Source organism: Mycobacterium sp. E3298 (assembly GCF_001666895.1).
Taxonomy (GTDB): Bacteria; Actinomycetota; Actinomycetes; order Mycobacteriales; family Mycobacteriaceae; genus Mycobacterium.
Genome location: NZ_LZJB01000585.1, coordinates 1 through 21,001 on the forward strand (window position 1 = coordinate 1; position 21,001 = coordinate 21,001).

Annotated in this window: 19 protein-coding genes; 10 read left to right on the forward strand and 9 right to left on the reverse strand. The window is 66.9% G+C overall.

Features of this window, described 5'->3' with window-relative positions; genetic code table 11:
• Positions 1-1,321 (forward strand): NAD(P)/FAD-dependent oxidoreductase (locus A9X05_RS26655; RefSeq protein ID WP_067785159.1); only part of this gene is annotated, 1,321 nt, incomplete at its 5' end.
• 3 nt (positions 1,322-1,324) lie between these two features.
• Positions 1,325-2,248, forward strand: coding sequence for a MerR family transcriptional regulator (locus A9X05_RS26660; RefSeq protein WP_067747565.1), 924 nt, complete (start codon positions 1,325-1,327; stop codon positions 2,246-2,248).
• A gap of 60 nt (positions 2,249-2,308) precedes the next feature.
• On the opposite strand, the gene A9X05_RS31425 is transcribed toward A9X05_RS26660, so the two are convergent.
• From A9X05_RS31425 to A9X05_RS26670, 3 genes are all read right to left on the reverse strand, one after another.
• Positions 2,309-2,497 carry a hypothetical protein gene (locus tag A9X05_RS31425; RefSeq protein ID WP_156737011.1) on the reverse strand — a complete coding sequence of 63 codons (189 nt, stop codon included), beginning with the start codon at positions 2,495-2,497 and terminating at the stop codon, positions 2,309-2,311.
• A 226-nt stretch (positions 2,498-2,723) separates the two neighbouring features.
• On the reverse strand, positions 2,724-3,740 hold the full coding sequence (locus A9X05_RS26665; protein ID WP_067785161.1) for an acyl-ACP desaturase: 1,017 nt from the start codon (positions 3,738-3,740) through the stop codon (positions 2,724-2,726).
• Between the two features lie 154 nt (positions 3,741-3,894).
• Positions 3,895-5,247: a salicylate synthase gene (locus A9X05_RS26670; RefSeq protein WP_067747561.1), complete on the reverse strand. Its 1,353-nt coding sequence runs from the start codon at positions 5,245-5,247 to the stop codon at positions 3,895-3,897.
• 367 nt (positions 5,248-5,614) lie between these two features.
• On the opposite strand from A9X05_RS26670, the gene A9X05_RS26675 reads away from it, so the two are divergent.
• The 3 genes from A9X05_RS26675 to A9X05_RS26685 all read left to right on the forward strand — a co-directional run bounded on the left by A9X05_RS26675 (position 5,615) and on the right by A9X05_RS26685 (position 8,782).
• Positions 5,615-5,827: a hypothetical protein gene (locus A9X05_RS26675; RefSeq protein WP_067747559.1), complete on the forward strand. Its 213-nt coding sequence runs from the start codon at positions 5,615-5,617 to the stop codon at positions 5,825-5,827.
• Between the two features lie 290 nt (positions 5,828-6,117).
• Positions 6,118-7,353 carry a sodium-dependent bicarbonate transport family permease gene (locus A9X05_RS26680; RefSeq protein ID WP_067747557.1) on the forward strand — a complete coding sequence of 412 codons (1,236 nt, stop codon included), beginning with the start codon at positions 6,118-6,120 and terminating at the stop codon, positions 7,351-7,353.
• A gap of 214 nt (positions 7,354-7,567) precedes the next feature.
• Complete coding sequence (locus A9X05_RS26685; RefSeq protein ID WP_067747555.1) at positions 7,568-8,782, forward strand: sodium-dependent bicarbonate transport family permease; 1,215 nt, start codon at positions 7,568-7,570, stop codon at positions 8,780-8,782.
• Between the two features lie 3 nt (positions 8,783-8,785).
• Here A9X05_RS26685 and hemW read toward each other — a convergent pair whose 3' ends face one another.
• Complete coding sequence (gene hemW, locus A9X05_RS26690; protein WP_067785163.1) at positions 8,786-9,958, reverse strand: radical SAM family heme chaperone HemW; 1,173 nt, start codon at positions 9,956-9,958, stop codon at positions 8,786-8,788.
• Positions 9,959-10,184: 226 nt separating this feature from the next.
• Between hemW and A9X05_RS32760 the strand changes: the two genes are divergently transcribed.
• The 3 genes from A9X05_RS32760 to A9X05_RS26700 all read left to right on the forward strand — a co-directional run bounded on the left by A9X05_RS32760 (position 10,185) and on the right by A9X05_RS26700 (position 12,757).
• Positions 10,185-10,241: an Ms4527A family Cys-rich leader peptide gene (locus A9X05_RS32760; RefSeq protein WP_368072687.1), complete on the forward strand. Its 57-nt coding sequence runs from the start codon at positions 10,185-10,187 to the stop codon at positions 10,239-10,241.
• 108 nt (positions 10,242-10,349) lie between these two features.
• Positions 10,350-12,017 (forward strand): nitrite/sulfite reductase, encoded by a 1,668-nt coding sequence (locus tag A9X05_RS26695; protein ID WP_067785165.1) that lies wholly within the window; start codon positions 10,350-10,352, stop codon positions 12,015-12,017.
• Positions 12,014-12,757, forward strand: a complete 744-nt coding sequence (locus tag A9X05_RS26700) for a phosphoadenylyl-sulfate reductase (protein WP_067747547.1) — start codon at positions 12,014-12,016, stop codon at positions 12,755-12,757. The genes A9X05_RS26695 and A9X05_RS26700 overlap by 4 nt, the downstream gene beginning before the upstream one ends.
• A gap of 13 nt (positions 12,758-12,770) precedes the next feature.
• Here the strand turns inward: A9X05_RS26700 and A9X05_RS26705 are convergent, their stop codons facing one another.
• The 5 genes from A9X05_RS26705 to A9X05_RS26725 all read right to left on the reverse strand — a co-directional run bounded on the left by A9X05_RS26705 (position 12,771) and on the right by A9X05_RS26725 (position 17,117).
• Positions 12,771-13,859 carry a sulfate/molybdate ABC transporter ATP-binding protein gene (locus tag A9X05_RS26705; protein ID WP_067747545.1) on the reverse strand — a complete coding sequence of 363 codons (1,089 nt, stop codon included), beginning with the start codon at positions 13,857-13,859 and terminating at the stop codon, positions 12,771-12,773.
• Between the two features lie 21 nt (positions 13,860-13,880).
• Complete coding sequence (gene cysW, locus A9X05_RS26710) at positions 13,881-14,693, reverse strand: sulfate ABC transporter permease subunit CysW (RefSeq protein ID WP_067785167.1); 813 nt, start codon at positions 14,691-14,693, stop codon at positions 13,881-13,883.
• On the reverse strand, positions 14,690-15,577 hold the full coding sequence (gene cysT, locus A9X05_RS26715; protein ID WP_067747541.1) for a sulfate ABC transporter permease subunit CysT: 888 nt from the start codon (positions 15,575-15,577) through the stop codon (positions 14,690-14,692). Before cysT ends, cysW begins: the two co-directional genes overlap by 4 nt.
• A complete protein-coding gene (locus tag A9X05_RS26720; RefSeq protein ID WP_067747539.1) occupies positions 15,574-16,605 on the reverse strand; it encodes a sulfate ABC transporter substrate-binding protein in 1,032 nt (343 codons plus the stop codon). The genes cysT and A9X05_RS26720 overlap by 4 nt, the downstream gene beginning before the upstream one ends.
• Positions 16,606-16,922: 317 nt before the next feature.
• On the reverse strand, positions 16,923-17,117 hold the full coding sequence (locus tag A9X05_RS26725; protein ID WP_066952819.1) for a hypothetical protein: 195 nt from the start codon (positions 17,115-17,117) through the stop codon (positions 16,923-16,925).
• Between the two features lie 54 nt (positions 17,118-17,171).
• Between A9X05_RS26725 and A9X05_RS26730 the strand changes: the two genes are divergently transcribed.
• Positions 17,172-18,407 carry an FAD-dependent oxidoreductase gene (locus A9X05_RS26730; protein WP_067785169.1) on the forward strand — a complete coding sequence of 412 codons (1,236 nt, stop codon included), beginning with the start codon at positions 17,172-17,174 and terminating at the stop codon, positions 18,405-18,407.
• Positions 18,408-18,472: 65 nt separating this feature from the next.
• A complete protein-coding gene (locus tag A9X05_RS26735; RefSeq protein ID WP_067785171.1) occupies positions 18,473-20,509 on the forward strand; it encodes a glycoside hydrolase family 15 protein in 2,037 nt (678 codons plus the stop codon).
• The last annotated feature ends 492 nt before the right edge of the window (positions 20,510-21,001 follow it).

The following is a 21,001-nucleotide window of genomic DNA, read 5'->3' on the forward strand; positions in this document are numbered from 1 at the left end:
CTCGCTGCTGTATTCGTATTCGTTCGTCAAGAACCCGAGCTGGTCGCGGACGTACTCCCCCGCCCCGGAGATCTGCCGCCATCTCGAGGACATGGCGACCAGATTCGACATCCGTCGCCACATTCGATTCGGCCAGGAGGTCAGCGGTCTGGCCTTCGACGAGAACAGCGGGGTGTGGACGGCAACCACCAAAGGCCGCAAGCGATTCCGCGCGCGCACGGTCGTGCTGGCCTCCGGACCGCTGTCGGACGTCAGGTTCCCCGACATTCGCGGCCTGGACAGTTACCGCGGACACAAGATTCACAGCGCCCGCTGGGACCACGACTACGACTTCTCGGGCAAACGGGTCGCCGTCATCGGTACCGGCGCCAGCGCCATTCAGATCATCCCCGAGCTGGCGAAGCGGGCCGGGTTGGTCAAGGTGTTCCAACGCACGCCATGCTGGGTGTTGCCGCGCCTGGACGTCGCCACCCCGCCCGCCCTGCAGACCCTCTTCGCCAAAGTGCCCGCCGCCCAGCAACTTGCGCGGCAGGCGTTGTTCTGGGGCCACGAGGCCAGCGCCACGGCCCTGGTGTGGGACACGCCGCTGACCTCGTTGGCCGCCCGGCTGGGGCGGGCGCATCTGCGCGCTCAGGTGAGGGACCCGTGGCTGCGCCGCCAGCTGACGCCGGACTTCCGCCCGGGCTGCAAGCGCATGCTGGTCTCCAGCGACTACTACCCCGCCCTTCAGCGCGAGAACTGCAAGCTCATCGACTGGCCGATCGCCACCCTGAGCCCGGTCGGCATCCGCACCAGCGACGGCATCGAACATCACCTGGACTGCATCGTGTTCGCCACCGGCTACGACGTCCATCTGACCGGACCGCCCTTCCCGGTCACCGGCCTGCGCGGCCGCTCGCTGGGTGACGAATGGGCCGATGGCGCACAGGCTTACAAGAGCATCAGCGTGCACGGATATCCGAATCTGTTCGTCATGACCGGGCCCAACTCCGGGCCTGGCCACAACTCGCTGCTGGTCTACATCGAGGGTCAGCTCGAGTACGCGGTTCGCGGCATCACCGCCATTCTCGACAACGACCTGCGTTATCTCGATGTGCGCGAAGAGGTTCAGCGCCGCCACAACGACAGCCTGCAGCGCCGCCTCACGAAGACGACGTGGATGTCCGGTTGCCGCAGCTGGTACCTGACCAAGGACGGATACAACGGGTCGATGTACCCGGGTTTCGCGACGCAGTATCTTCGCCAGATGAAAGATTTCCGCTACGGGGACTACCAAGCGGTGGCGCGCGACTCCACGCCGCTTGCCGCCGCGTCGGGCTGACGCATGGCACCCGACCGTTCTTCGAGACCCGAACCCGGCACCATCGCCAGCGTGCTGCACAACGTGCGGCGCGCGCCGAGGCGCGTGCGGCGCCAGTCGCGGGAGTACCGGCAGTTGATCGAGACCGCGGTCTCACAACTGTTCGACGCAGCGGTCCGCCACCCGCAAGGTGCCCCCGCATCCGGTGAGTACCGGATCGACGACCTGGCGCGGCTGGCCGGCACGACCACCCGCAACATCCGGGTCTACCGTGACCGCGGGCTGCTTCCTCCGCCGTTGCGCGTCGGGCGCATCGCCCTGTTCAACGACACGCACCTCACCCGCCTGCGGCTGATCACCTCGATGCTCGACCGCGGATACAACATCGCCCACGTGCGCGAAATGCTCAGCGCCTGGGAAGAAGGCAAGAACCTGGGCGACGTGCTGGGCCTCGAGACGGCGATCGTGGGCACCTGGACGACGGAGAAGCCTGAGACCATGCCGCTGGCCGATGCGCAGCGACTCGTTGACGACCCCGAAGCGTTCGACCGCCTGGTGGCGCTGCAGGTCATCCGGGTCGACGGGGCGAGAGCCACCGTCACCCGCCCCAAACTGATCGAGGCGTTCAACGAAATACGGGGCTACGGCGTCAAATTGGAGAAGCTCGTCGACTTACACGAGCAGATCGTGCCCGAAATAGACAAGATCAGCGACATGCTGGTGCGCGCCGGCGCCGAGCATGTCCTGGACCGCATCAAGCCGGGGGAACCCTTGCCGGCGGATGCCGAGATCGCCGAGCTGATCACCATGCTGGTGCGCTTCCGGACTCAGGCCGTGGCAACGGTCGCCGCCACGCTCGCGTCGTCGATCGAGTCGAATATCGAGTCATTGGTGAGCCGCATACTCGCCGATTACCTCGAGTCCAACGCGACCGCCGACTGGGCCTGAGCGGGGCCGGTCCCGGGGGTAAGCCCCCTGACCGTCGGTTTGCGGGTCGAATCGGAAACGCTACGCGATCAGTCGGGGCCGGTGAGCGAGAGGACGCGCCGTCGGCCCGCCCTGGCTCACCGGATCCCGCGCCTCTCGACGATTGGCAAAGCCGTAGATGATGCCCAACTGCGGGGTGGACACAGCCGCTAGCTTGCCGAGAAACAGAAACCAATCTTCCTTGAAGCGGTCGATACGTGCGCTAAGCATGGGACTTCCTGATCTTCACAATATGAGGGGCATGCAGGAATTCCCCGCCCAGCCGGGGTTCAAACTCCCCAATCAGGCGAAGCGCCGGAGTTCAGTCCTCAGCCAAGACGCGCTCGGAGGGCGCAGCGGCTTAGATCGCCCGCCCCCGGCGGAACTGACACATTTCGAGCGCAGCGAACGCTGCCGTCAGGCTGCTGGGACAGGAACCCCGCGCACCCGGACCTCGTCAGTGGCCGCTCAAGGTCAGCGTGCCTTCCGTTTGGAGCACCTTGCTGGCCGTGATTCGTTCGGTCTTGCGGGCCTCACGCTCGACATAACGCTGCTTGGACTCCTCGAACTTGTCGGAGGCCTGCTCGAGCTCCTTGACCAACACGGCGAGATCGTCGCGCATCCGCGCGGCGTCGCCGGTGAAGTCTTCGCGTTCGAAGATGCGCCACTTCCTCAGCACGGGCATCACCACCTCGTCGAGGTGGATGCGCGGGTCGTAGACGCCGCCAACGGCGATGATCACCGCCTTACGCCGGAACTCCGGCACCGTGAATCCCGGCATCTTGAAGTTGCGCAGGATCTTGTGGACCGACTTCATCGCCTGGTTCGGGGCGATGTCCAGACCCGCCGCGCTGACGTCCCGGTAGAAGATCATGTGCAGGTTTTCGTCGTGCGAGACTCGGGCCATCAGCTGCTCGGCGATCGGTTCTTGCGAGGCCTTGCCGGTGTTGCGGTGGGAGACCCTGGTAGCCAGTTCCTGAAACGAGACGTACATGACCGAGTCGAACAGACTCTCGGCAAACATGTCGCCCTGCTGATTCTGTCCCGGGCTGAAGCCCCGAGTCATTTGCTCGAGCCGCAGCTGCTCGAGCGCCACCGGGTCGACGGCGCGGGTGACCACAAGGTAGTCGCGCAGCGCGGTGCTGTGCCGGGCCTCCTCGGCCGTCCACCTGTTGACCCACTGACCCCACGGGCCGTCCATGCTGAAGTTCATCGCGATCTCGCGGTGATAGGACGGTAAATTGTCCTCGGTCAGCAGGTTTTGCACCATCGCCACCTGCGCGACGTCGGGGAGCCGGCTCTGCCCGGGTTCCCAGTCCTGACCGTCCAGCGCGTAGAAGTTCTTGCCGTCCGACCACGGGACGTAGTCGTGGGGATTCCACTCCTTGAACATCGAAAGATGGCGGTTGAGCAGGCCCTCGACCACAGGCTCGAGCTCGTGTAGTAGCTGCAGATTAGTCAGGTCCTCGGACACGAAGCCCTCCAGTTATGTGTGCCGTCCAGTAACGCGCAATGTATCTGTGTCATTCGGTTACATAAAGATGACACGCGGGAAACTCGACCAACTAGGGCCAAAGGTCCCTACGCCGAGGGACGCCGCTCACAGCGCCCTCGACCGACCGGACGGGCTACTGCCGCGCAACCAGATAGGGCGCGAGTGTGGACAGCTTTTCGCAGGTCTCTTCGAATTCACGCTCGGGAGTGGACTCTTCGATGATGCCCGCCCCCGCGCGCAACCACGTCCTGCCATCGCGCTCGTATGCCGCCCGCAGCGTCAACGCCGCGTCCAGGCCGCCGTCGGCCGAAAACATCACGACCGCTCCGGAATACAGGCCGCGCGGACCCTCGTCGAGGCGCAGGATCGCTTCGACGCCGCCCGCTTTCGGGATGCCCGACGCGGTGACGGCCGGGAAGAGCGCTTCCAGCGCGTCCATCCGGTCGTTCGACGGGCCCAGTCGCCCGCTGACCGTGGAGCCCAGGTGCTGCACGCTGCCGCGTTCGCGCACCGTCATGAAGTCGGTGACCACCGCGCTACCGGGTTCGGCTATCTCGGTGATCTCCTGCAGCGAGCTGCGCACCGAGATCGCATGTTCGACAATTTCTTTGGAATTCGACTCCAGGTCGTCGCGGGCCTGCCGGTCGAGTGCCACACCGCGACCCAGCGCGCGGGTGCCCGCCAGGGGCTCGGTCAACACGATGCCGTCATCATGGACCGCCGCGACCAGCTCGGGGCTGTAACCGACAGCGCGAATTCCCCCCAGGCGCAACAGGAATGACCGCACCGGGGTGTTGTGGCGGCGACCGAGCCGATAAGTCGACGGGAAGTCCAGGGGGAAAGGCACTTCCAGCGAACGGGACAGGATCACCTTGTGGTAGCGGCCCCCCGCGATCTCGCGGACGGCCGATGCCACCCGGTCGCGATAGTTGGACGGGTCGGCGATGACGTCGACGGGGCGCGCCTGGCGCACCTCGGGCATGCCGTCGCCCAACAGGCCGAGAACCATGTCGCGATGCGCCGCCGTCGCGCCCCAGAGCTGGACGTGCTCCCGGGTCACCACGATGCGAGTGCGCGGCCAGAACACGCGGGCCAGCGGGGTTCCCGGCGACAACCGTTGCTCCAGCCCGTACCGGTAGACGCCGAACTCGAAGGCGATCCAACCGAAGAGCTGGTCGGTCTCCAGCAACAGCCTGTCAATGGCTTCACCCAGGACCGGCCCGGGCCGCCCCGACCACCGTTGGCGCTGAGTCACGCCGTCCCGGACGACCCGCATCTCGTCGCTGTCCAGCTCGACCATCGCGCGCACGCCGCTGGCGAGTACCCATTGACCGCCGCGCTCGTAGACCAGGTACTCCTCGCCGGCTTGTTCGGGCAACCGCGTGGCGAGCTCGGCGGCCAGGTCGGCCGGGTGCACGTGTGCGGGAAGTGGAATCGGCGATGACGTGGAGCCGGCGGAACTCGTCTGAACGCTGACCTCGGTCACGGTTAGTAAATGTAGCCTAACCTATCTAAGGACGCGCAACCTGTCCCAGCCGCGGCCCGGCATAGTCGCTCCGTCCTGCCGAGAACTTCGTCAAGCCGGGGCGGCGGCCCGTCCCCGCTCGTGCCGCACCTCGATCCCACGCCGGCCCGCCGACTCTGCCAGTTAGCGCAGGTACACGGGACGCGACGACCCGCCCGGCCGGAGCCCTGCACGGCCCATGCGACGTGACCTCGCCTGAACTCCGGGCGAGATCGTGCGAACCCGCCGGCTGGGAGATTTAATGGGAGGCGGCAGGCCCCAGCGGCGTGAGTGAAGGAGTGGCGGTGAATTCCGGCGAGCACGTTCGTGCCGATTCGAAAGCGACGTCATGTTCGTGATCCGGCTGGCGAACGGCGAAGAGATCCAGGGCAGCGAGAGTGACGGGCTTGAAATCAATCAAGAGACCGGCGTGCTCACAGTCTCGAGGGTCGACGGCTTCGAGGAAATCACCACCTATTACTCGCCGATGGCATGGCTGTCGGTGACACACCGCAAGAAGGGCGTCGGGGTCAGGCCCTCGGTAATTTCGTCGGCCCGCTGATTCCTGTGCTAGCCACACAGCAAATGCACAGCATATTCCCACCAAACCCACGCCTGCGGTGTCGGTGGCCCGCGGCCGGAAGGCAGTCGGCAGAAACCGTCTGAACAGCGCTTTTGCCCGTCATCGGCGCGTCCGCAACGATTCGACACGCCTGTACTTCATGCTTTGCATTCGAGTGGCGGTTTGACATCGCCGGGGATAGGTTTTCCACGGTCGTCGGGATGTTCGTGGTGGCTCCGCTTGCGGACGGTGCTTTCCCTGATCACCGCACTCATCGAGGAAGGCATCAAATGCTGCAAGAGTTTTGGCAGAACTTCACCCACAACCTGTTCAAGCCGCTCCTGCTGTTCTTCTACTTCGGCTTTCTCATTCCGATCCTGAAGGTGCGCTTCGAATTCCCCTACGTCATCTATCAGGGCTTGACCATGTACCTGCTGCTGGCCATTGGTTGGCACGGGGGTGAAGAGCTCGCGAAGATCAGCGCCGGCAGCATCGGGATGATCGTCGGCTTCATGGTTTTGGGATTCGTGCTGAACTTCGTAATCGGCGGCATCGCCTACCTGCTGCTGAACTGGCTGACCACCCTCCGGCGAGTCGACCGAGCGACCGTTGCCGGCTATTACGGGTCAGACTCAGCGGGAACGTTCGCCACCTGCGTGGCCGTGCTGACGGCCGTCGGCATGGCCTTCAACGCGTACATGCCGGTCATGTTGGCCGTCATGGAGATTCCCGGCTGTCTGGTGGCCCTGTATTTGGTGGCGCGGCTGCGTCACCGCGGGATGGACGCGGCGGGGAACATGGTCGACGAACCGGGCTACACAGCGCCGGTGCGGGTTTCGGTCGGGCCGGGCACCGCGGCCAAGCCACCGCACGGCCAGAGCCTGGCGGCCGAGCACGAGCGCGGCATCGAAGAGGAGCTGGAATTCTCCCTGGAAAAGCTCGACCACCCGGACTGGGAGCCCGACCAGAGCACTGCCGGCCCGGCGCGCAAGCGGGCGCCGATCTTCTCGCGGGAGCTGTTCCAAGAGGTGTTCCTCAACCCCGGACTTGTCCTGCTGATGGGGGGCATCATCATCGGCCTGGTCAGTGGGCTACAGGGACAGAAGGTGGTCGCCGACGACGACAAGTTCTTCGTCATGGCGTTCCAGGGCGTGCTGTGTCTGTTCCTGCTCGAGATGGGCATGACGGCTTCCCGGAAGCTGAAGGACCTGCGCAGCGCCGGCCCCGGGTTCATCGTCTTCGGCCTGTTGGCCCCGAATATCTTTGCCCCGCTTGGCATCCTGGTCGCGCACATCTACTCGTCGCTCACCCACGCCGACTTCAAGCCCGGCACCTATGTGCTTTTCGCGGTGCTCTGTGGCGCCGCGTCCTACATCGCCGTCCCGGCGGTCCAGCGGCTCGCCATCCCGGAGGCCAGTCCCACCCTGCCGCTTGCCGCGTCGCTCGGCTTGACGTTCTCCTACAACGTCACCATCGGCATCCCGCTGTACATCGAGGTCAATCGGCTGATCGCCCACTGGTTCTAGTTTCGCCAACCACGCGGTCGCGCGGGCCGGTGAATCATGGTGGGCGACAGTTCGTTTGACGGGCCGCGCCAAGGTCCCAATCGGCCACTTGTTAATTGTTCGTAAAGACGCGATGGTCGGCTCGCTCAAGCCCGCGAGGTTCCACTAAGTTCAGGGGCGCCGCGAGTCGCCTGCTGCCACCCGCCGGGCTGTACTGCGTCGCCAGGAGGCGCCCATGCTTCAAGAGATGTGGCAGAACTTCATCCACAATCTGTTCAAGCCGCTGCTGCTGTTCTTCTACTTCGGTTTCCTCATTCCGATCCTGAGGGTGCGGTTCGAATTCCCGTACGTGATCTACCAGGGTTTGACGATGTATCTGCTGGTGGCCGTCGGCTGGCAGGGTGGCGAAGAGCTGGCGAAAGTGAAACCCGCCGATATCGACAACATCGCCGGATTCGTCGCGCTGGGCTTGGTGCTGAACTTCGTGATCGGAGTGCTCACCTATGTCTTGCTGAGGTACCTGACGCGGCTGCGACGCGTCGACAGGGCGACGGTCGCCGGTTACTACGGGTCGGACTCGGCGGGCGCCTTCGCCACCTGCGTGGCCGTGTTGACCAGCGTCAAGATCGCCTTCGACGCCTACATGCCGGTTCTACTCGCGTTCATGGAGATTCCCGGCTGCCTGGTTGCCCTATACCTGGTGGCCCGGCTGCGACACCGCGGGATGGACGAAGCCGGGTACATGCCGGACGAGCAGGGTTACACCGCCCCCGCAAGGGTAGGTCCCGGCGCTGCCGCCCAGGCCGAGGGCGTTGACGACGGGGTCGAGCGCGGAATCGAAGAGGAGCTGGAGTTCTCGCTGGAAAAGCAGGAGCACGCGTGGTACGGGAACACCCCGCAGCGCGAGAAGGCACCGCTGATGTCACGGGCGATATTGCAGGAAGTGTTCCTCAATCCCGGCCTCATCCTCCTCGTCGGCGGCATCGCCATCGGCTTCATCAGCGCGCTGCAGGGCCAGAAGGTTGTGCACGACCAAAACGAGCTGTTCGTTGCGGCGTTTCAGGGCGTGCTCTGCCTGTTTCTGCTCGAGATGGGCATGACGGCGTCCCGCAAATTACGGGATCTGAAGTTGGCCGGTGGCGGGTTCATCGCCTTCGGCCTGTTGGCGCCCAACCTGTTTGCGGCACTTGGCATCCTGGCCGCCTACGCCTACGCCAACCTGACCGACACGCACTTCCAGCCGGGCACCTACGTCTTGTTCGCGGTGCTGTGCAGTGCGGCGTCCTACATCACGCTGCCCGCGGTCCAGCGGCTGGGGATCCCAGAGGCGAGCCCAACCCTGCCGCTGGCGGCCGCGCTGGGTCTGACCTTCTCCTACACCGTCACGATCGGGATCCCGCTGTACATCGAGATCAATCGCGCAGTCGCGCATTGGTTCCCGAACAGCTGAGGACTACCCCAACACGGTGCGCACCACGGCGTCGGCCAGCAGGCGGCCGCGCGGCGTGAGGATGAAGCGATCTGCGTCGGACACCAGCAACCCGTCGGCGACCGCGCCTTCGGCCCGCGCCCCCTCGGCAGAATTCAGCACATCGCGCGGAAGGCCCTGTCGCAGACGAGTTTTCAGGAGTACGTCTTCGGTGTGCAGGGCGTCGGAGTCGAGCCGCTCGAATCCCCCCACCGGTAATACGCCGGCGGCCAGCTTTTCCGCGTAGGCGTTGGGGTGCTTGACGTTCCACCACCGCGTGGCACCGACATAGCCATGGGCCCCCGGTCCGGCGCCCCACCACTGGCCACCATCCCAATAGCCGAGGTTGTGTCGGCATTCACCGCCCGGCCGCGCCCAATTGGACACCTCGTACCAAGACATTCCGGCTTCGGAAAGCCGGGCGTCGACAAGCTCGTAGCGGTGCGCCAGGATGTCGTCGTCGGGGGCGGCGAGCTCGCCGCGCCGGACCCGTCGGGCCAGCGCCGTGCCCTCCTCGACGACCAGGGCGTAGGCGGACACGTGATCGACGCCGGTGTCGATCGCCGTGTCGACCGAGCGCAGCAGATCGTCGTCGGATTCCCCCGGCGTTCCATAGATCAGATCGAGGCTGACGTGTTCGAAGCCGGCGTCCAAGGCCTCTCGGGCGGCCGCCGCCGATCGGTTCGGCGTGTGAATGCGGTCGAGAACCCCCAGCACTCGCGGGGACACCGACTGCATGCCGAGCGAAACCCGCGTGTAGCCGGCCGCGCGAATGGCGTCGAAAAAGTCCGGCCAGGCGGACTCCGGGTTGGCCTCGGTGGTGATCTCGGCATCGGGCGCCAGCGTGAAATGCTCGCGCACCATCTCCAGCACCGACGCCACGCGGGCGCCACCGAGCAGTGACGGCGTCCCTCCCCCGACGAACACCGTGGTCACGGTCGGCCCGGGCAGACGCTCTGCCGCCAGCTCCAACTCCGTCCGCAGCGCCGCAAGCCAGGCGTCGGGATTGACACCGCCCAACTCGGCCGGCGTGTAGGTGTTGAAATCGCAATAGCCGCAACGGGTTATGCAGAACGGGACGTGAATGTAGATCCCGAACGGCCGCTCGGGGACGGGCTGGAGGTCGGGCAGCTCGACGGCTTCCTCGCGAAGGGCCATGCCAAATCATCCCACGGTGTGCGGTACCCGGCCGCGGCGTCGATCCACCGTGCCCGCGCCGATGTCGGCCGCACACGCTTTTCCTGGGTTTTCTTACCCGCGCGACCAGCTTAATCGGGAATTCCGCTCATCGTGAGCCGATGTTTGACCTGGTTACATCGCCGGCCGACGGGCGTGGCACAATGGTGGCGTGACCGTCGCTCAGCCCAGCCTTCGCATTGCGCTCGTGGCTCGTCGGCACATTGATCTCAAGCGTGTTTGCAGCTGTTGCTGTCTCCCTTGATGTCGTAGACCCGCCCACCTGTACGTCCAGCTGGCATCGGATCTGCGCCGCCGATACCACCGGTGAGCTGCGCTTTCATGCCTGCGATGTTCGAAGGAGACCTCCGAGATGACCACAGCCCGTCCCGCCAAGCCCCGTAACGAGGGCCAGTGGGCGCTGGGAGATCGGGAACCGCTCAACCCCAACGAAGAGATGAAGCACGCCGGCGCCCCGCTCGAGGTGCGCGAACGCATCGAGAACATCTACGCGAAGGCCGGCTTCGACAGCATCGACAAGAGTGACCTGCGCGGCCGCTTCCGCTGGTGGGGGCTCTACACCCAGCGCGAACAGGGCTATGACGGCACCTTCACCGGTGACGAGAATGCCGATCTGCTGGAAGCCAAGTACTTCATGATGCGCGTGCGCTGCGACGGTGGTGCCCTGTCGGCCGCGGCGTTGCGCACGGTCGGCCAGATCTCGACGGAGTTCGGCCGCGACACCGCCGACATCTCCGACCGGCAGAACGTACAGATGCACTGGATCGAGGTCGAAAACGTCCCCGAAATCTGGCGGCGGCTCGCCGGGGTGGGACTGCAGACCGCCGAGGCGTGCGGTGACTGCCCCCGCGTGATCCTCGGTTCGCCGCTGGCCGGCGAGTCGCTCGACGAGGTGCTCGACCCGACCTGGGCGATCGACGAAATCGTGCGCCGCTACATCGGCACGCCGGACTTCGCCGACCTGCCGCGCAAGTACAAGACGGCGATTTCGGGTCTGCAGGATGTCGCGCACGAGATCAACGACATCGCCTTCATCGGCGTCAACCATCCCGAGCACGGGCCCGGCCTCGACCTGTGGGTCGGCGGTGGTCTGTCCACCAACCCGATGCTGGCCCAGCGGGTCGGCGTCTGGGTGCCGCTGAACGAGGTGCCCGAGGTCTGGGAGGCCGTGACGTCGATATTCCGCGACTACGGCTACCGCCGGCTGCGGTCGAAGGCCCGGCTGAAGTTCTTGATCAAGGACTGGGGCATCGAGAAATTCCGCGAGGTCCTCGAAACGGAGTACCTCAAACGGCCGCTGATCGACGGGCCGGCCCCCGAACCGCTCAAACATCCGATCGACCACATCGGGGTTCAGCGGCTCAAGAACGGGCTCAACGCGGTCGGGGCGGCGCCGATCGCGGGGCGGGTCTCGGGGTCCATCCTCTCTGCGGTGGCGGATCTGATGGACAAGGCGGGCTCGGACCGGGTGCGGTTCACCCCGTACCAGAAGCTGGTCATCCTCGACATCGCCGACGACAAACTCGACGAGGTGCTCGCCGGGCTGGAGGCGGTCGGGCTGCAGACCAGACCGTCCCATTGGCGCCGGAACCTGATGGCGTGCACAGGGATCGAGTACTGCAAGTTGTCGTTCGCCGAAACGCGCGGAAAGGCCCAGGTCTTGGTGCCGGAGCTGGAGCGCCGGCTCGAGGACATCAACTCCTCGCTCGACGTGCCGATCACGGTCAACATCAACGGTTGTCCGAACTCATGCGCCCGAATTCAAGTGGCCGATATCGGCTTCAAGGGCCAAATGGTGGACGACGGTCACGGGGGCTCGGTCGAGGGCTTTCAGGTGCACCTGGGCGGCAGCCTCGGGCTGGACAGCGGATTCGGGCGCAAGCTGCGCCAGCACAAGGTGACGAGCGACGAACTGGGCGACTACATCGACCGGGTGGTAAGGAACTTCATCAAACACCGCAGTGCGGGAGAACGGTTCGCGCAGTGGGCGATTCGGGCGGATGAGGACGATTTACGATGAGTGGACAAGCAACGAAACGAACCGAAGCGGAACTGCGCGACCTGGCGGCGCGGGGCGCCGCGGAACTCGAGGGCGCCAGCGCGATCGAGGTGTTGCAATGGGCCGACGAGACCTTCGGCGGGGTCAACGGGCCGCGCGGCTGGGCCACCTGCAACTACGTGCTCACCTCCAGCATGCAGGAGGCGGTGTTGATCGATCTTGCCGCCAAGGTTCGCCCGGGTGTGCCGGTGGTCTTCCTGGACACCGGCTACCACTTCGCCGAGACCATCGGAACCCGGGACGCGGTCGAATCGGTCTACGACATCCACGTTCTCAACATCACCCCCGAGCAGACGGTGGCCGAGCAGGACCAGTTGCTGGGGAAGAACCTGTTCGAGCGCGACCCGGGCGAGTGCTGCCGGCTGCGCAAAGTCGTGCCCCTGCGCCGCGTCCTGAGCGGATATTCCGCCTGGGTGACCGGGCTGCGCCGAAGCGAAGCGAAGACGCGCGCCAACGCCCCGGTGATCGGCTTCGACGAGGGCTTCAAGCTGGTGAAGATCAACCCGCTTGCGACGTGGACCGACGAGGACATGCAGAACTACATCGACGAGCACGGCGTGCTGGTGAATCCGCTTGTCTACGACGGGTATCCGTCGATCGGCTGCGAGCCCTGCACCGCCAAGCCGCTCGCCGGGGCCGACCCGCGCAGTGGGCGTTGGCAGGGGCTGGCCAAGACCGAGTGCGGGCTGCACGCCTCCTGAGCGCGGCCTTGGGTCACGCCGACGTCAGCGTGGTCTGATTCTCACCGGCCCCGCCGGAACGGCTGCCGCCGTCGGCGGCGTCCTCGGCGGGAAGGGACGGCATTCGGGTGGCGCGGACGTAGACGGTGTCGCCCTCGCGTAGGGCCAGGGCCTCGGCGTCGCCTCGGGTGATCTGAGCGGTGAAGTGTCCCCCGGTGGCGGCGCTGGTCAATTCGACTCGCACCTCGAAGCCCAGCACGACCACGCGATCGACCGTGGCGCGCACCACCCCGATCGACTCCGCGGTGCCGTCGCCGCCCGCGATGGCCATCTCGGGGTTGCGGCCCACCCGGATGTCATGCGGGCGAACCAGATTGCCGTTCAAGGTGGACACCGCCCCGAGAAACGACATGACGAAGGCCGTCGCCGGGGCGTCGTAGACCTCGGTCGGCGATCCCACCTGCTCGATGCGTCCGTGGTTCAGCACGGCGATTCGGTCGGCGACGTCGAGCGCCTCCGCCTGGTCGTGGGTGACCAGGACCGTGGTGACATGCACCTCGTCATGCAGGCGGCGCAGCCACGCGCGCAGGTCCTCCCGCACCTTGGCGTCCAGCGCCCCGAACGGCTCATCGAGCAGCAGCACCTGGGGGTCGACCGCCAGCGCCCGCGCCAGCGCCATCCGCTGTCGCTGACCGCCGGACAGCTGATTGGGATAGCGGTTCTGAAAGCCGCTCAGCCCCACGACTTCCAGCAGATTGTCGACCTTGGCCTTGACCTCCGCCTTGGGACGCTTGCGGATCTTCAGCCCGTACGCCACGTTGTCGCGAACGGTCAGGTGCTTGAACGCCGCGTAGTGCTGGAACACAAACCCGATGCCCCGTCTCTGCGGCGGGATCCGCGTGACGTCATGGCCGTTGATAGTGATCGTTCCGCTGTCGGGCTGGTCGAGCCCGGCGATGGCGCGCAACAGGGTCGACTTGCCCGACCCGCTGGGACCCAACAGTGCCGTCAACGAGCCGGACGGTACGACGAAGTCGACGTTGTCGAGCGCCACGAAGTCGCCATAGCGCTTGTGGGCGTTCCGCACGATGATGGCGTGGTCGCGGTTGTGCTTGTCGGTCATCTACAAGTCTCCATATCGAGCCTATCTGTCCGCCCGTGCCCGGCGAAGGTCGAGAATTACCTGGAAGATCAGCACCAACACCGCAACGCCCATCAACAACGTCGACAGCGCGTACGCGCCGTACTCGGCCCCGCGGTTGTATCGATCCGAGACCAGCAACGTCAGCGTCTGGGACTTACCCGGCAAGTTCGACGACACGATGATGACGGCGCCGTATTCGCCGAGGGTGCGGGCGACGGTCAACACGATGCCGTAGGTCAAACCCCACCGGATGGATGGCAGAGTGATCCGCCAGAAGGTCTGCCACCAACCCGATCCCAGGGTCGCGGCGGCCTCTTCCTGGTCGGTGCCCAATTCGTGCAGCACCGGCTCCACCTCGCGCACGACGAACGGCAGGGTGACGAAGATGCTCGCGAGCACGATGCCGGGCAGCCCGAAGATGATCTTGAACCCGAGGTCCCTCTCGACGAATCCGAACGCGCCTGCCGATCCCCACAACAGGATCAGTGCGACGCCCACGATGACGGGCGACACCGCGAACGGCAGATCGATGACGGCCTGCAACACGCCCTTACCGCGAAAACGGTTGCGCGCCAACACTAAAGCGGTCGGGATGCCGAACACCACGTTGAGTGGCACTACGATCGCAACGACCAGCAACGTCAGGTTCAGCGCCGAGACCGCCGCGGGCGTGCTGACCCAGTCGAAGAACTGGCCGAAGCCCGGCCGGAAAGTCCGCCACAGGATCAGGGCCACCGGAACAACGAGCAACACGAAAACGTATGCCAGCGCCACGAATCGGATCAGGTAGCGAACCCCGCGCGACGACGTCACGGTGCCAGCTCCTCACGCTTGGCCGCGCGGCCGCCCACGATCCGCAGGATGAACAGCACGACAAACGAGATGGACAGCAGCACGATGGAGATAGCGGCGGCGCCGGTCCGGTCGTCGTTCTCGATCAGGGTCCGTATCCATTGCGACGACACTTCCGTCTTGCCCGGCACCGCTCCACCGATCAGCACCACCGAACCGAATTCGCCGATCGCACGCGAAAACGCCAGCCCCGCACCGGACAGCAACGACGGCGTCAGCGACGGCAACAGCACGGAAGTGAAAATCTTTGGGCCACTGGCGCCCAGCGACGCCGCCGCCTCCTCGGTCTCCCGGTCGATTTCCAGCAGCACCGGCTGCACCGCGCGCACCACGAACGGCAGCGTGACGAAGGCCAGCGCCACCGCCACGCCCCACGCGGTGTGCTGCAGGTGCAACCCCACCGGACTGTTGTTGCCGTAGAGGGCCAGCATCACCAGGCTGGCGACGATGGTGGGCAGCGCGAACGGCAGGTCGATGATCGCGTCGACGAGCCGCTTGCCGACGAAGTCGTCGCGCACCAGCACCCAGGCGATCACCAGGCCGAACACCAGGTTGGCCACGGTGACCCCGGCGGAAATGGTCAGGGTCACCCGGAACGACTCCAGCGCCGCGTTGGAGCTGACGGCCAGCCAGAAGGCGTGCCAGCCGCCGCCGGCGGCCTGCCAGGCGATCGCGGCCAGCGGCAGCAGCACGATCACCGACAGCCACAGCGTCGCGACGCCGACGCGCAGCGACGTGGTGCCGCGGGCCCGCCGGGCCTTGACCGGCCCGCGCCCGGGGTAACCGGCGGGATCGCCGAGCTCGGGCCTGATCGCCTGGGGGTCGGGCGTGATCGCGGCCGTCATCCGGTGGCCTGCGTGTAGATCTTGGTGATGCTGCCGGTGCTCTTGTCGAAAAGCTGCGGGTCGACCGCGGTCCAGCCGCCGAGGTCGGCGATCGTCCACAGTTTCGCCGGCGCCGGAAACTGGGCGCGGAATTCGGCGGCGACGGCCGGGTCGACGGGCCGAAAACCGGCCTGTGCCCACACCTTCTGCGCGGCGGCCGTGTACTGGAAGTTCTTGAAGGCGACCGCGGCGTCCAGGTGGGGACTGGTGGTGACCACCGCCACCGGGTTCTCGATCTTGAACGTCTGCGGCGGGTTGATGTGCTCGACCGGCTTGCCTGCGCGCTCGGTGGCGATCGCCTCGTTCTCGTAACTGATCAGCACGTCCCCACTGCCCTGGACGAAAACATCGGTGGCCTCCCTCCCCGAACCGGGACGCAGCTTGACGTGTTCATGCACCAACTTGCTGATGAACTCGACGCCGGCCTGGGCGTTGCTGCCCCCTTCGCTCTTGACCGCGTACGGCGCCAGCAGGTTCCATTTGGCCGATCCCGAACTAAGTGGGCTGGGCGTGATGACCTCCACCCCCGGCCGCAGCAGGTCGTCCCAGTCCCTGATGTTCTTCGGGTTGCCCTTGCGCACCACCAGGGTGACGACCGAACCGAACGGAATTCCCTTGGTGGCGTCGGTATTCCAGTCTTTGGAGACCTTTCCCGCCTTCACCAATCGGGTGATGTCGGGTTCGACGGAGAAATTCACGACGTCCGCGGGCTTGCCGTCGACGACTCCGCGCGATTGGTCGCCCGAGGCACCGTAGGAGGTGATCACCTGGACGCTCTTGCCCTCCTCGGCGGCGTTGAACGCCGGAATCACCTTGCTCCAGCCGGGTTCTGGGACCGAGTAGGCGACCAGAGTGATGCTCGTGCGCGCGTTGTTCGGGCCGCTCCCCCCCACGACGTCACTGGGCCCACCACTACACCCCGCGATGACCGCCACGACGAGGGCGAAGATGGTCGCCGGTCGCCAACGCCTTGCGATGTGGTTGGGCATTCGGGCCTTCCAGGACGGGGACTTACGGACGATTGTCCCGTTGCTGCGGAAAGGCGCCTTTAAACGGAGGGAGACCTCACGAACCCCATACCAGACCGCACACGGGTTTGGCAGTCAGCGACAACAGTGCACGAAGACATGGCGTTCCACACCGGATGTCACATGCATGGCGGGAAGCCTAACAGGAATCGGCATGCCCGCCACCGCTCGAGGGGCCGAGCCGGCAACCCGCGCTCAGTGCGTCAGCCACCACGCGACGATGACCAGCACCACGAGCGCGACCAGAATCAACGTCACGTGCGACCGAGGCATGCGGGTTACCCGGGCGCCTCACCGGCGTGGCGGGCCCGGCGCATCAGGGCGATGCTCTTGCCAAGCAGGCCGTCGAGCAGCCCCGCCGTGACCGCGGCCACGACGAGCACGACCGGCATCACCACCATGGCTTGCAGCACGAAAGCGAGCCCGGAAAGCCACAGCTCGTTGCCGTCCCACCAATTCAGGAACGCGGTCACGCGGCTCACCCTATTCGGCCGTGCAGTGGAATTCCAATGTGCCAAGATCGGCGCATGTCCGCCCCGCCACCCGCGCCCGGGGCGACGGCCTGCCTGATCGTCGGTGGCGGCCCGGCGGGGATGGTGCTGGGACTGCTGCTGGCCCGCGCCGGCGTTGACGTCACGGTGATGGAAAAGCACGCCGACTTCCTGCGCGACTTTCGCGGCGACACCGTGCACGCGAGCACGCTGCGCCTGCTCGACGAGCTGGGCTTGGGCGCGCGGTTCGCGCAGATCCCGCATCGCCTCATCGACACCGTCCGCATGGAGATACAGAACGAACCGGTGGCGCTCGACCTGACCCGCCTGCCCGGCGCCCACAAGCACATCGCCCTGGTGCCGCAATGGGACTTCCTGGAGTTGGTGGCCACCGCGGCCGAGGCCGAGCCGAGCTTCCGGCTGCTGCGCAGCACCGAGGTGACCGGCGTGATCCGGGACGGAGACCGGGTCGTCGGCGTCACTTACCGCAACCAGACCGGCGAGGTTGGGAGCATGCGCGCCGAGCTGACCGTCGCCTGCGACGGCCGCTCCTCCACGGTGCGTTCGGCGGTCGGCCTCGAACCGCGCAGCTTCGGCGCGCCCATGGACGTGTGGTGGTTCCGGTTGCCCCGCCATCCCGGGGATCCGCGGGGGCTGGGCGGGGTGCTGCGAGCCGGGCACGCGGTCATCGTGATCGATCGCGGCGACTACTACCAGATCGCCTACATCATCCCGAAGGGAACCGACACCCAGCTGCGGGCCGAGGGCATCGAGGCGCTGCACCGGGTGCTGGTCGCCATGGTGCCCTGGCTGGGTGACCGCGTGCGGACGCTGACGTCATTCGACGACGTGAAACTGCTTGATGTGCAACTGAATCGGCTTCGCCGCTGGTATGCCGACGGCGTCCTGCTCATCGGCGACGCCGCGCACGCGATGTCGCCGGTCGGCGGGATCGGCATCAACCTCGCGGTGGCCGACGCGGTGGCCGCCGCCCGCATCCTGGCCGGCCCGCTGCGCACGGGTCGGGTGCCCGTCTGGCGGCTGGCCCGGGTGCAGGCGCGCCGCTGGCTGCCCACCGCGCTGCTGCAGGCCGCGCAACGGGGGATCCACGCCAACGTGATCGCCGCGGCGGTGGCCCGGAACGAGGACCGCGCGCCACCGGGCGTGCGGCTGGTGGGCCGCTCCACAGCCCTGCGGAGACTGCTCGGCTACCTCGTCGCAATCGGCCCGCTGCCCGAGCACGCCCCGAGGTTCGCCCGACGCCGCGGTTGACACAGAGTGACGCCACGTCGGCGAAAAAATGGACGGGGGACCGCTCCACAGATGATGATGTCGGGATGGTCCTGCACGCTCAGCCCGACGACCAGCCCGCCGACGCCATGCCCGAGGAGGCATTCGAAGCGGCCCCGGCGACGTTGCCGTCACCCATCGACTTCAGCGCGCCGGCGCCCCTGGCTTCCAGCGGGGCGCTACGGAACCCGTTTCCGCCGATCGCCGACTACGCGTTCCTGTCGGACTGGGAGACGACGTGCCTGATCTCCCCCGCCGGATCCGTCGAATGGCTGTGCGTGCCCCGGCCGGACTCCCCCAGCGTGTTCGGCGCGATCCTGGACCGCAGCGCCGGCCATTTCCGGCTCGGCCCCTACGGCGTCTCGGTGCCCTCGGCCCGCCGCTACCTGCCGGGCAGCCTGATCATGGAGACCACGTGGCAAACCCACACCGGGTGGCTGATCGTGCGCGACGCGCTGGTGATGGGGCCCTGGCACGACATCGAGCGCCGGTCGAGGACGCACCGCCGCACCCCGATGGACTGGGACGCCGAGCACATCCTGCTGCGCACGGTGCGCTGCGTCAGCGGCACGGTCGAGCTGATGATGAGCTGCGAGCCCGCGTTCGACTACCACCGCGTCGGCGCCACCTGGGAGTACTCGGCCAATGCGTACGGCGAGGCGGTGGCCCGGGCGACCAAGCAGCCCGACGCCCACCCGACACTGCGGCTCACCAGCAACCTGCGGATCGGGCTGGAGGGTCGCGAGGCGCGGGCGCGCACCCGGATGAAAGAGGGCGACGACGTGTTCGTCGCGCTGAGCTGGACAAAGCATCCGGCGCCGCAGACCTACGAAGAGGCCGCCGACAAGATGTGGCAGACCACCGAATGCTGGCGGCAGTGGATCAACATCGGCAACTTCCCCGACCACCCGTGGCGGGCGTACCTGCAGCGCAGCGCGCTCACGCTGAAGGGGCTGACCTACTCGCCGACCGGGGCGCTGCTGGCGGCCAGTACCACGTCGCTTCCGGAAACGCCTCAGGGCGAACGCAATTGGGACTACCGCTACGCGTGGGTGCGTGACTCGACGTTCGCGTTGTGGGGTCTCTACACGCTGGGACTGGACCGCGAGGCCGACGACTTCTTCGCGTTCATCGCCGACGTCTCCGGCGCCAACAGCAACGAACGGCACCCGCTGCAGGTGATGTACGGAGTGGGCGGCGAACGCAGCCTGGTGGAGGAGGAACTCCATCACCTGTCCGGCTACGACCATGCGCGCCCGGTGCGCATCGGCAACGGCGCCTACGACCAGGTGCAGCACGACATCTGGGGTTCCATCCTCGACTCGTTCTACCTGCACGCCAAGTCGCGCGAGCAGGTCCCCGAGACGCTGTGGCCGGTGCTCAAGAAGCAGGTGGAGGAGGCCATCAAGCACTGGCGAGAACCCGACCGGGGCATCTGGGAGGTCCGCGGCGAGCCGCAGCACTTCACCTCGTCGAAGGTGATGTGCTGGGTCGCGCTCGACCGCGGGGCGAAGCTGGCCGAGCGGCAGGGCGAGAAGAGCTACGCCCAGCAGTGGCGGGCGATCGCCGAGGAGATCAAGGAGGACATCCTGCAACACGGGGTGGACGCCCGCGGGGTGTTCACCCAGCGCTACGGCAGCGACGCGCTGGACGCCTCGCTGCTGCTCGTGGTGCTGACCCGCTTCCTGCCGCCGGACGATCCGCGGGTGCGCAACACCGTGCTGGCCATCGCCAACGAACTCACCTCGGAGGGCCTGGTGCTGCGCTACCGGGTGGAGGAGACCGACGACGGGTTGTCCGGCGAGGAGGGCACGTTCACGATCTGCTCGTTCTGGCTGGTGTCGGCCCTGGTGGAGATCGGCGAGGTGGCGCGGGCCAAGCGGTTGTGCGAGCGGCTGCTGTCCTATGCCAGCCCGTTGCACCTCTACGCCGAGGAGATCGAGCCACGGACCGGCCGGCACCTGGGCAACTTCCCGCAGGCGTTCACCCACCTGGCGCTGATCAACGCCGTGGTGCACGTGATCCGCGCCGAGGAGGAGGCCGACGGCTCCGGGATGTTCCAGCCCGCCAACGCGCCGATGTAGCGGCGATCGCGAGCGCGGCCGTCAGGCCGGGCGACGCGGGTCGCCGCCATCCGTACCGCGGCGATCGCGAGCGCGGCCGTCAGGCCGGGCGACGCGGGTCGCCGCCATCCGTACCGCGGCGATCGCGAGCGCGGCCGTCAGGCCGGGCGACGCGGGTCGCCGCCATCCGTACCGCGGCGATCGCGAGCGCGGCCGTCAGGCCGGGCGACGCGGGTCGCCGCCATCCGTACCGCGGCGATCGCGAGCGCGGCCGTCAGGCCGGGCGACGCGGGTCGCCGCCATCCGTACCGCGGCGATCGCGAGCGCGGCCGTCAGGCCGGGCGACGCGGGTCGCCGCCATCAACACCGCGGCGATCGCGAGCGCGGCCGTCAGGCCGGGCGACGCGGGTCGCCGCCATCAACACCGCGGCGATCGCGAGCGCGGCCGTCAGGCCGGGCGACGCGGGTCGCCGCCATCAACACCGCGGCGATCGCGAGCGCGGCCGTCAGGCC

Coding starts and splice junctions, on each gene's coding strand:
- A9X05_RS26695 (WP_067785165.1), top strand. CDS start 10,350: ATGACCACAGCCCGTCCCGCCAAGCCCCGTAACGAGGGCCAGTGGGCG.
- A9X05_RS26730 (WP_067785169.1), top strand. CDS start 17,172: ATGTCCGCCCCGCCACCCGCGCCCGGGGCGACGGCCTGCCTGATCGTC.
- A9X05_RS26685 (WP_067747555.1), top strand. CDS start 7,568: ATGCTTCAAGAGATGTGGCAGAACTTCATCCACAATCTGTTCAAGCCG.
- A9X05_RS26675 (WP_067747559.1), top strand. CDS start 5,615: ATGTTCGTGATCCGGCTGGCGAACGGCGAAGAGATCCAGGGCAGCGAG.
- A9X05_RS26700 (WP_067747547.1), top strand. CDS start 12,014: ATGAGTGGACAAGCAACGAAACGAACCGAAGCGGAACTGCGCGACCTG.
- A9X05_RS26660 (WP_067747565.1), top strand. CDS start 1,325: ATGGCACCCGACCGTTCTTCGAGACCCGAACCCGGCACCATCGCCAGC.
- cysT (WP_067747541.1), bottom strand. CDS start 15,577: ATGACGGCCGCGATCACGCCCGACCCCCAGGCGATCAGGCCCGAGCTC.
- A9X05_RS26705 (WP_067747545.1), bottom strand. CDS start 13,859: ATGACCGACAAGCACAACCGCGACCACGCCATCATCGTGCGGAACGCC.
- A9X05_RS26735 (WP_067785171.1), top strand. CDS start 18,473: ATGGTCCTGCACGCTCAGCCCGACGACCAGCCCGCCGACGCCATGCCC.
- A9X05_RS26680 (WP_067747557.1), top strand. CDS start 6,118: ATGCTGCAAGAGTTTTGGCAGAACTTCACCCACAACCTGTTCAAGCCG.
- A9X05_RS31425 (WP_156737011.1), bottom strand. CDS start 2,497: ATGCTTAGCGCACGTATCGACCGCTTCAAGGAAGATTGGTTTCTGTTT.
- hemW (WP_067785163.1), bottom strand. CDS start 9,958: ATGGCCCTTCGCGAGGAAGCCGTCGAGCTGCCCGACCTCCAGCCCGTC.
- A9X05_RS26720 (WP_067747539.1), bottom strand. CDS start 16,605: ATGCCCAACCACATCGCAAGGCGTTGGCGACCGGCGACCATCTTCGCC.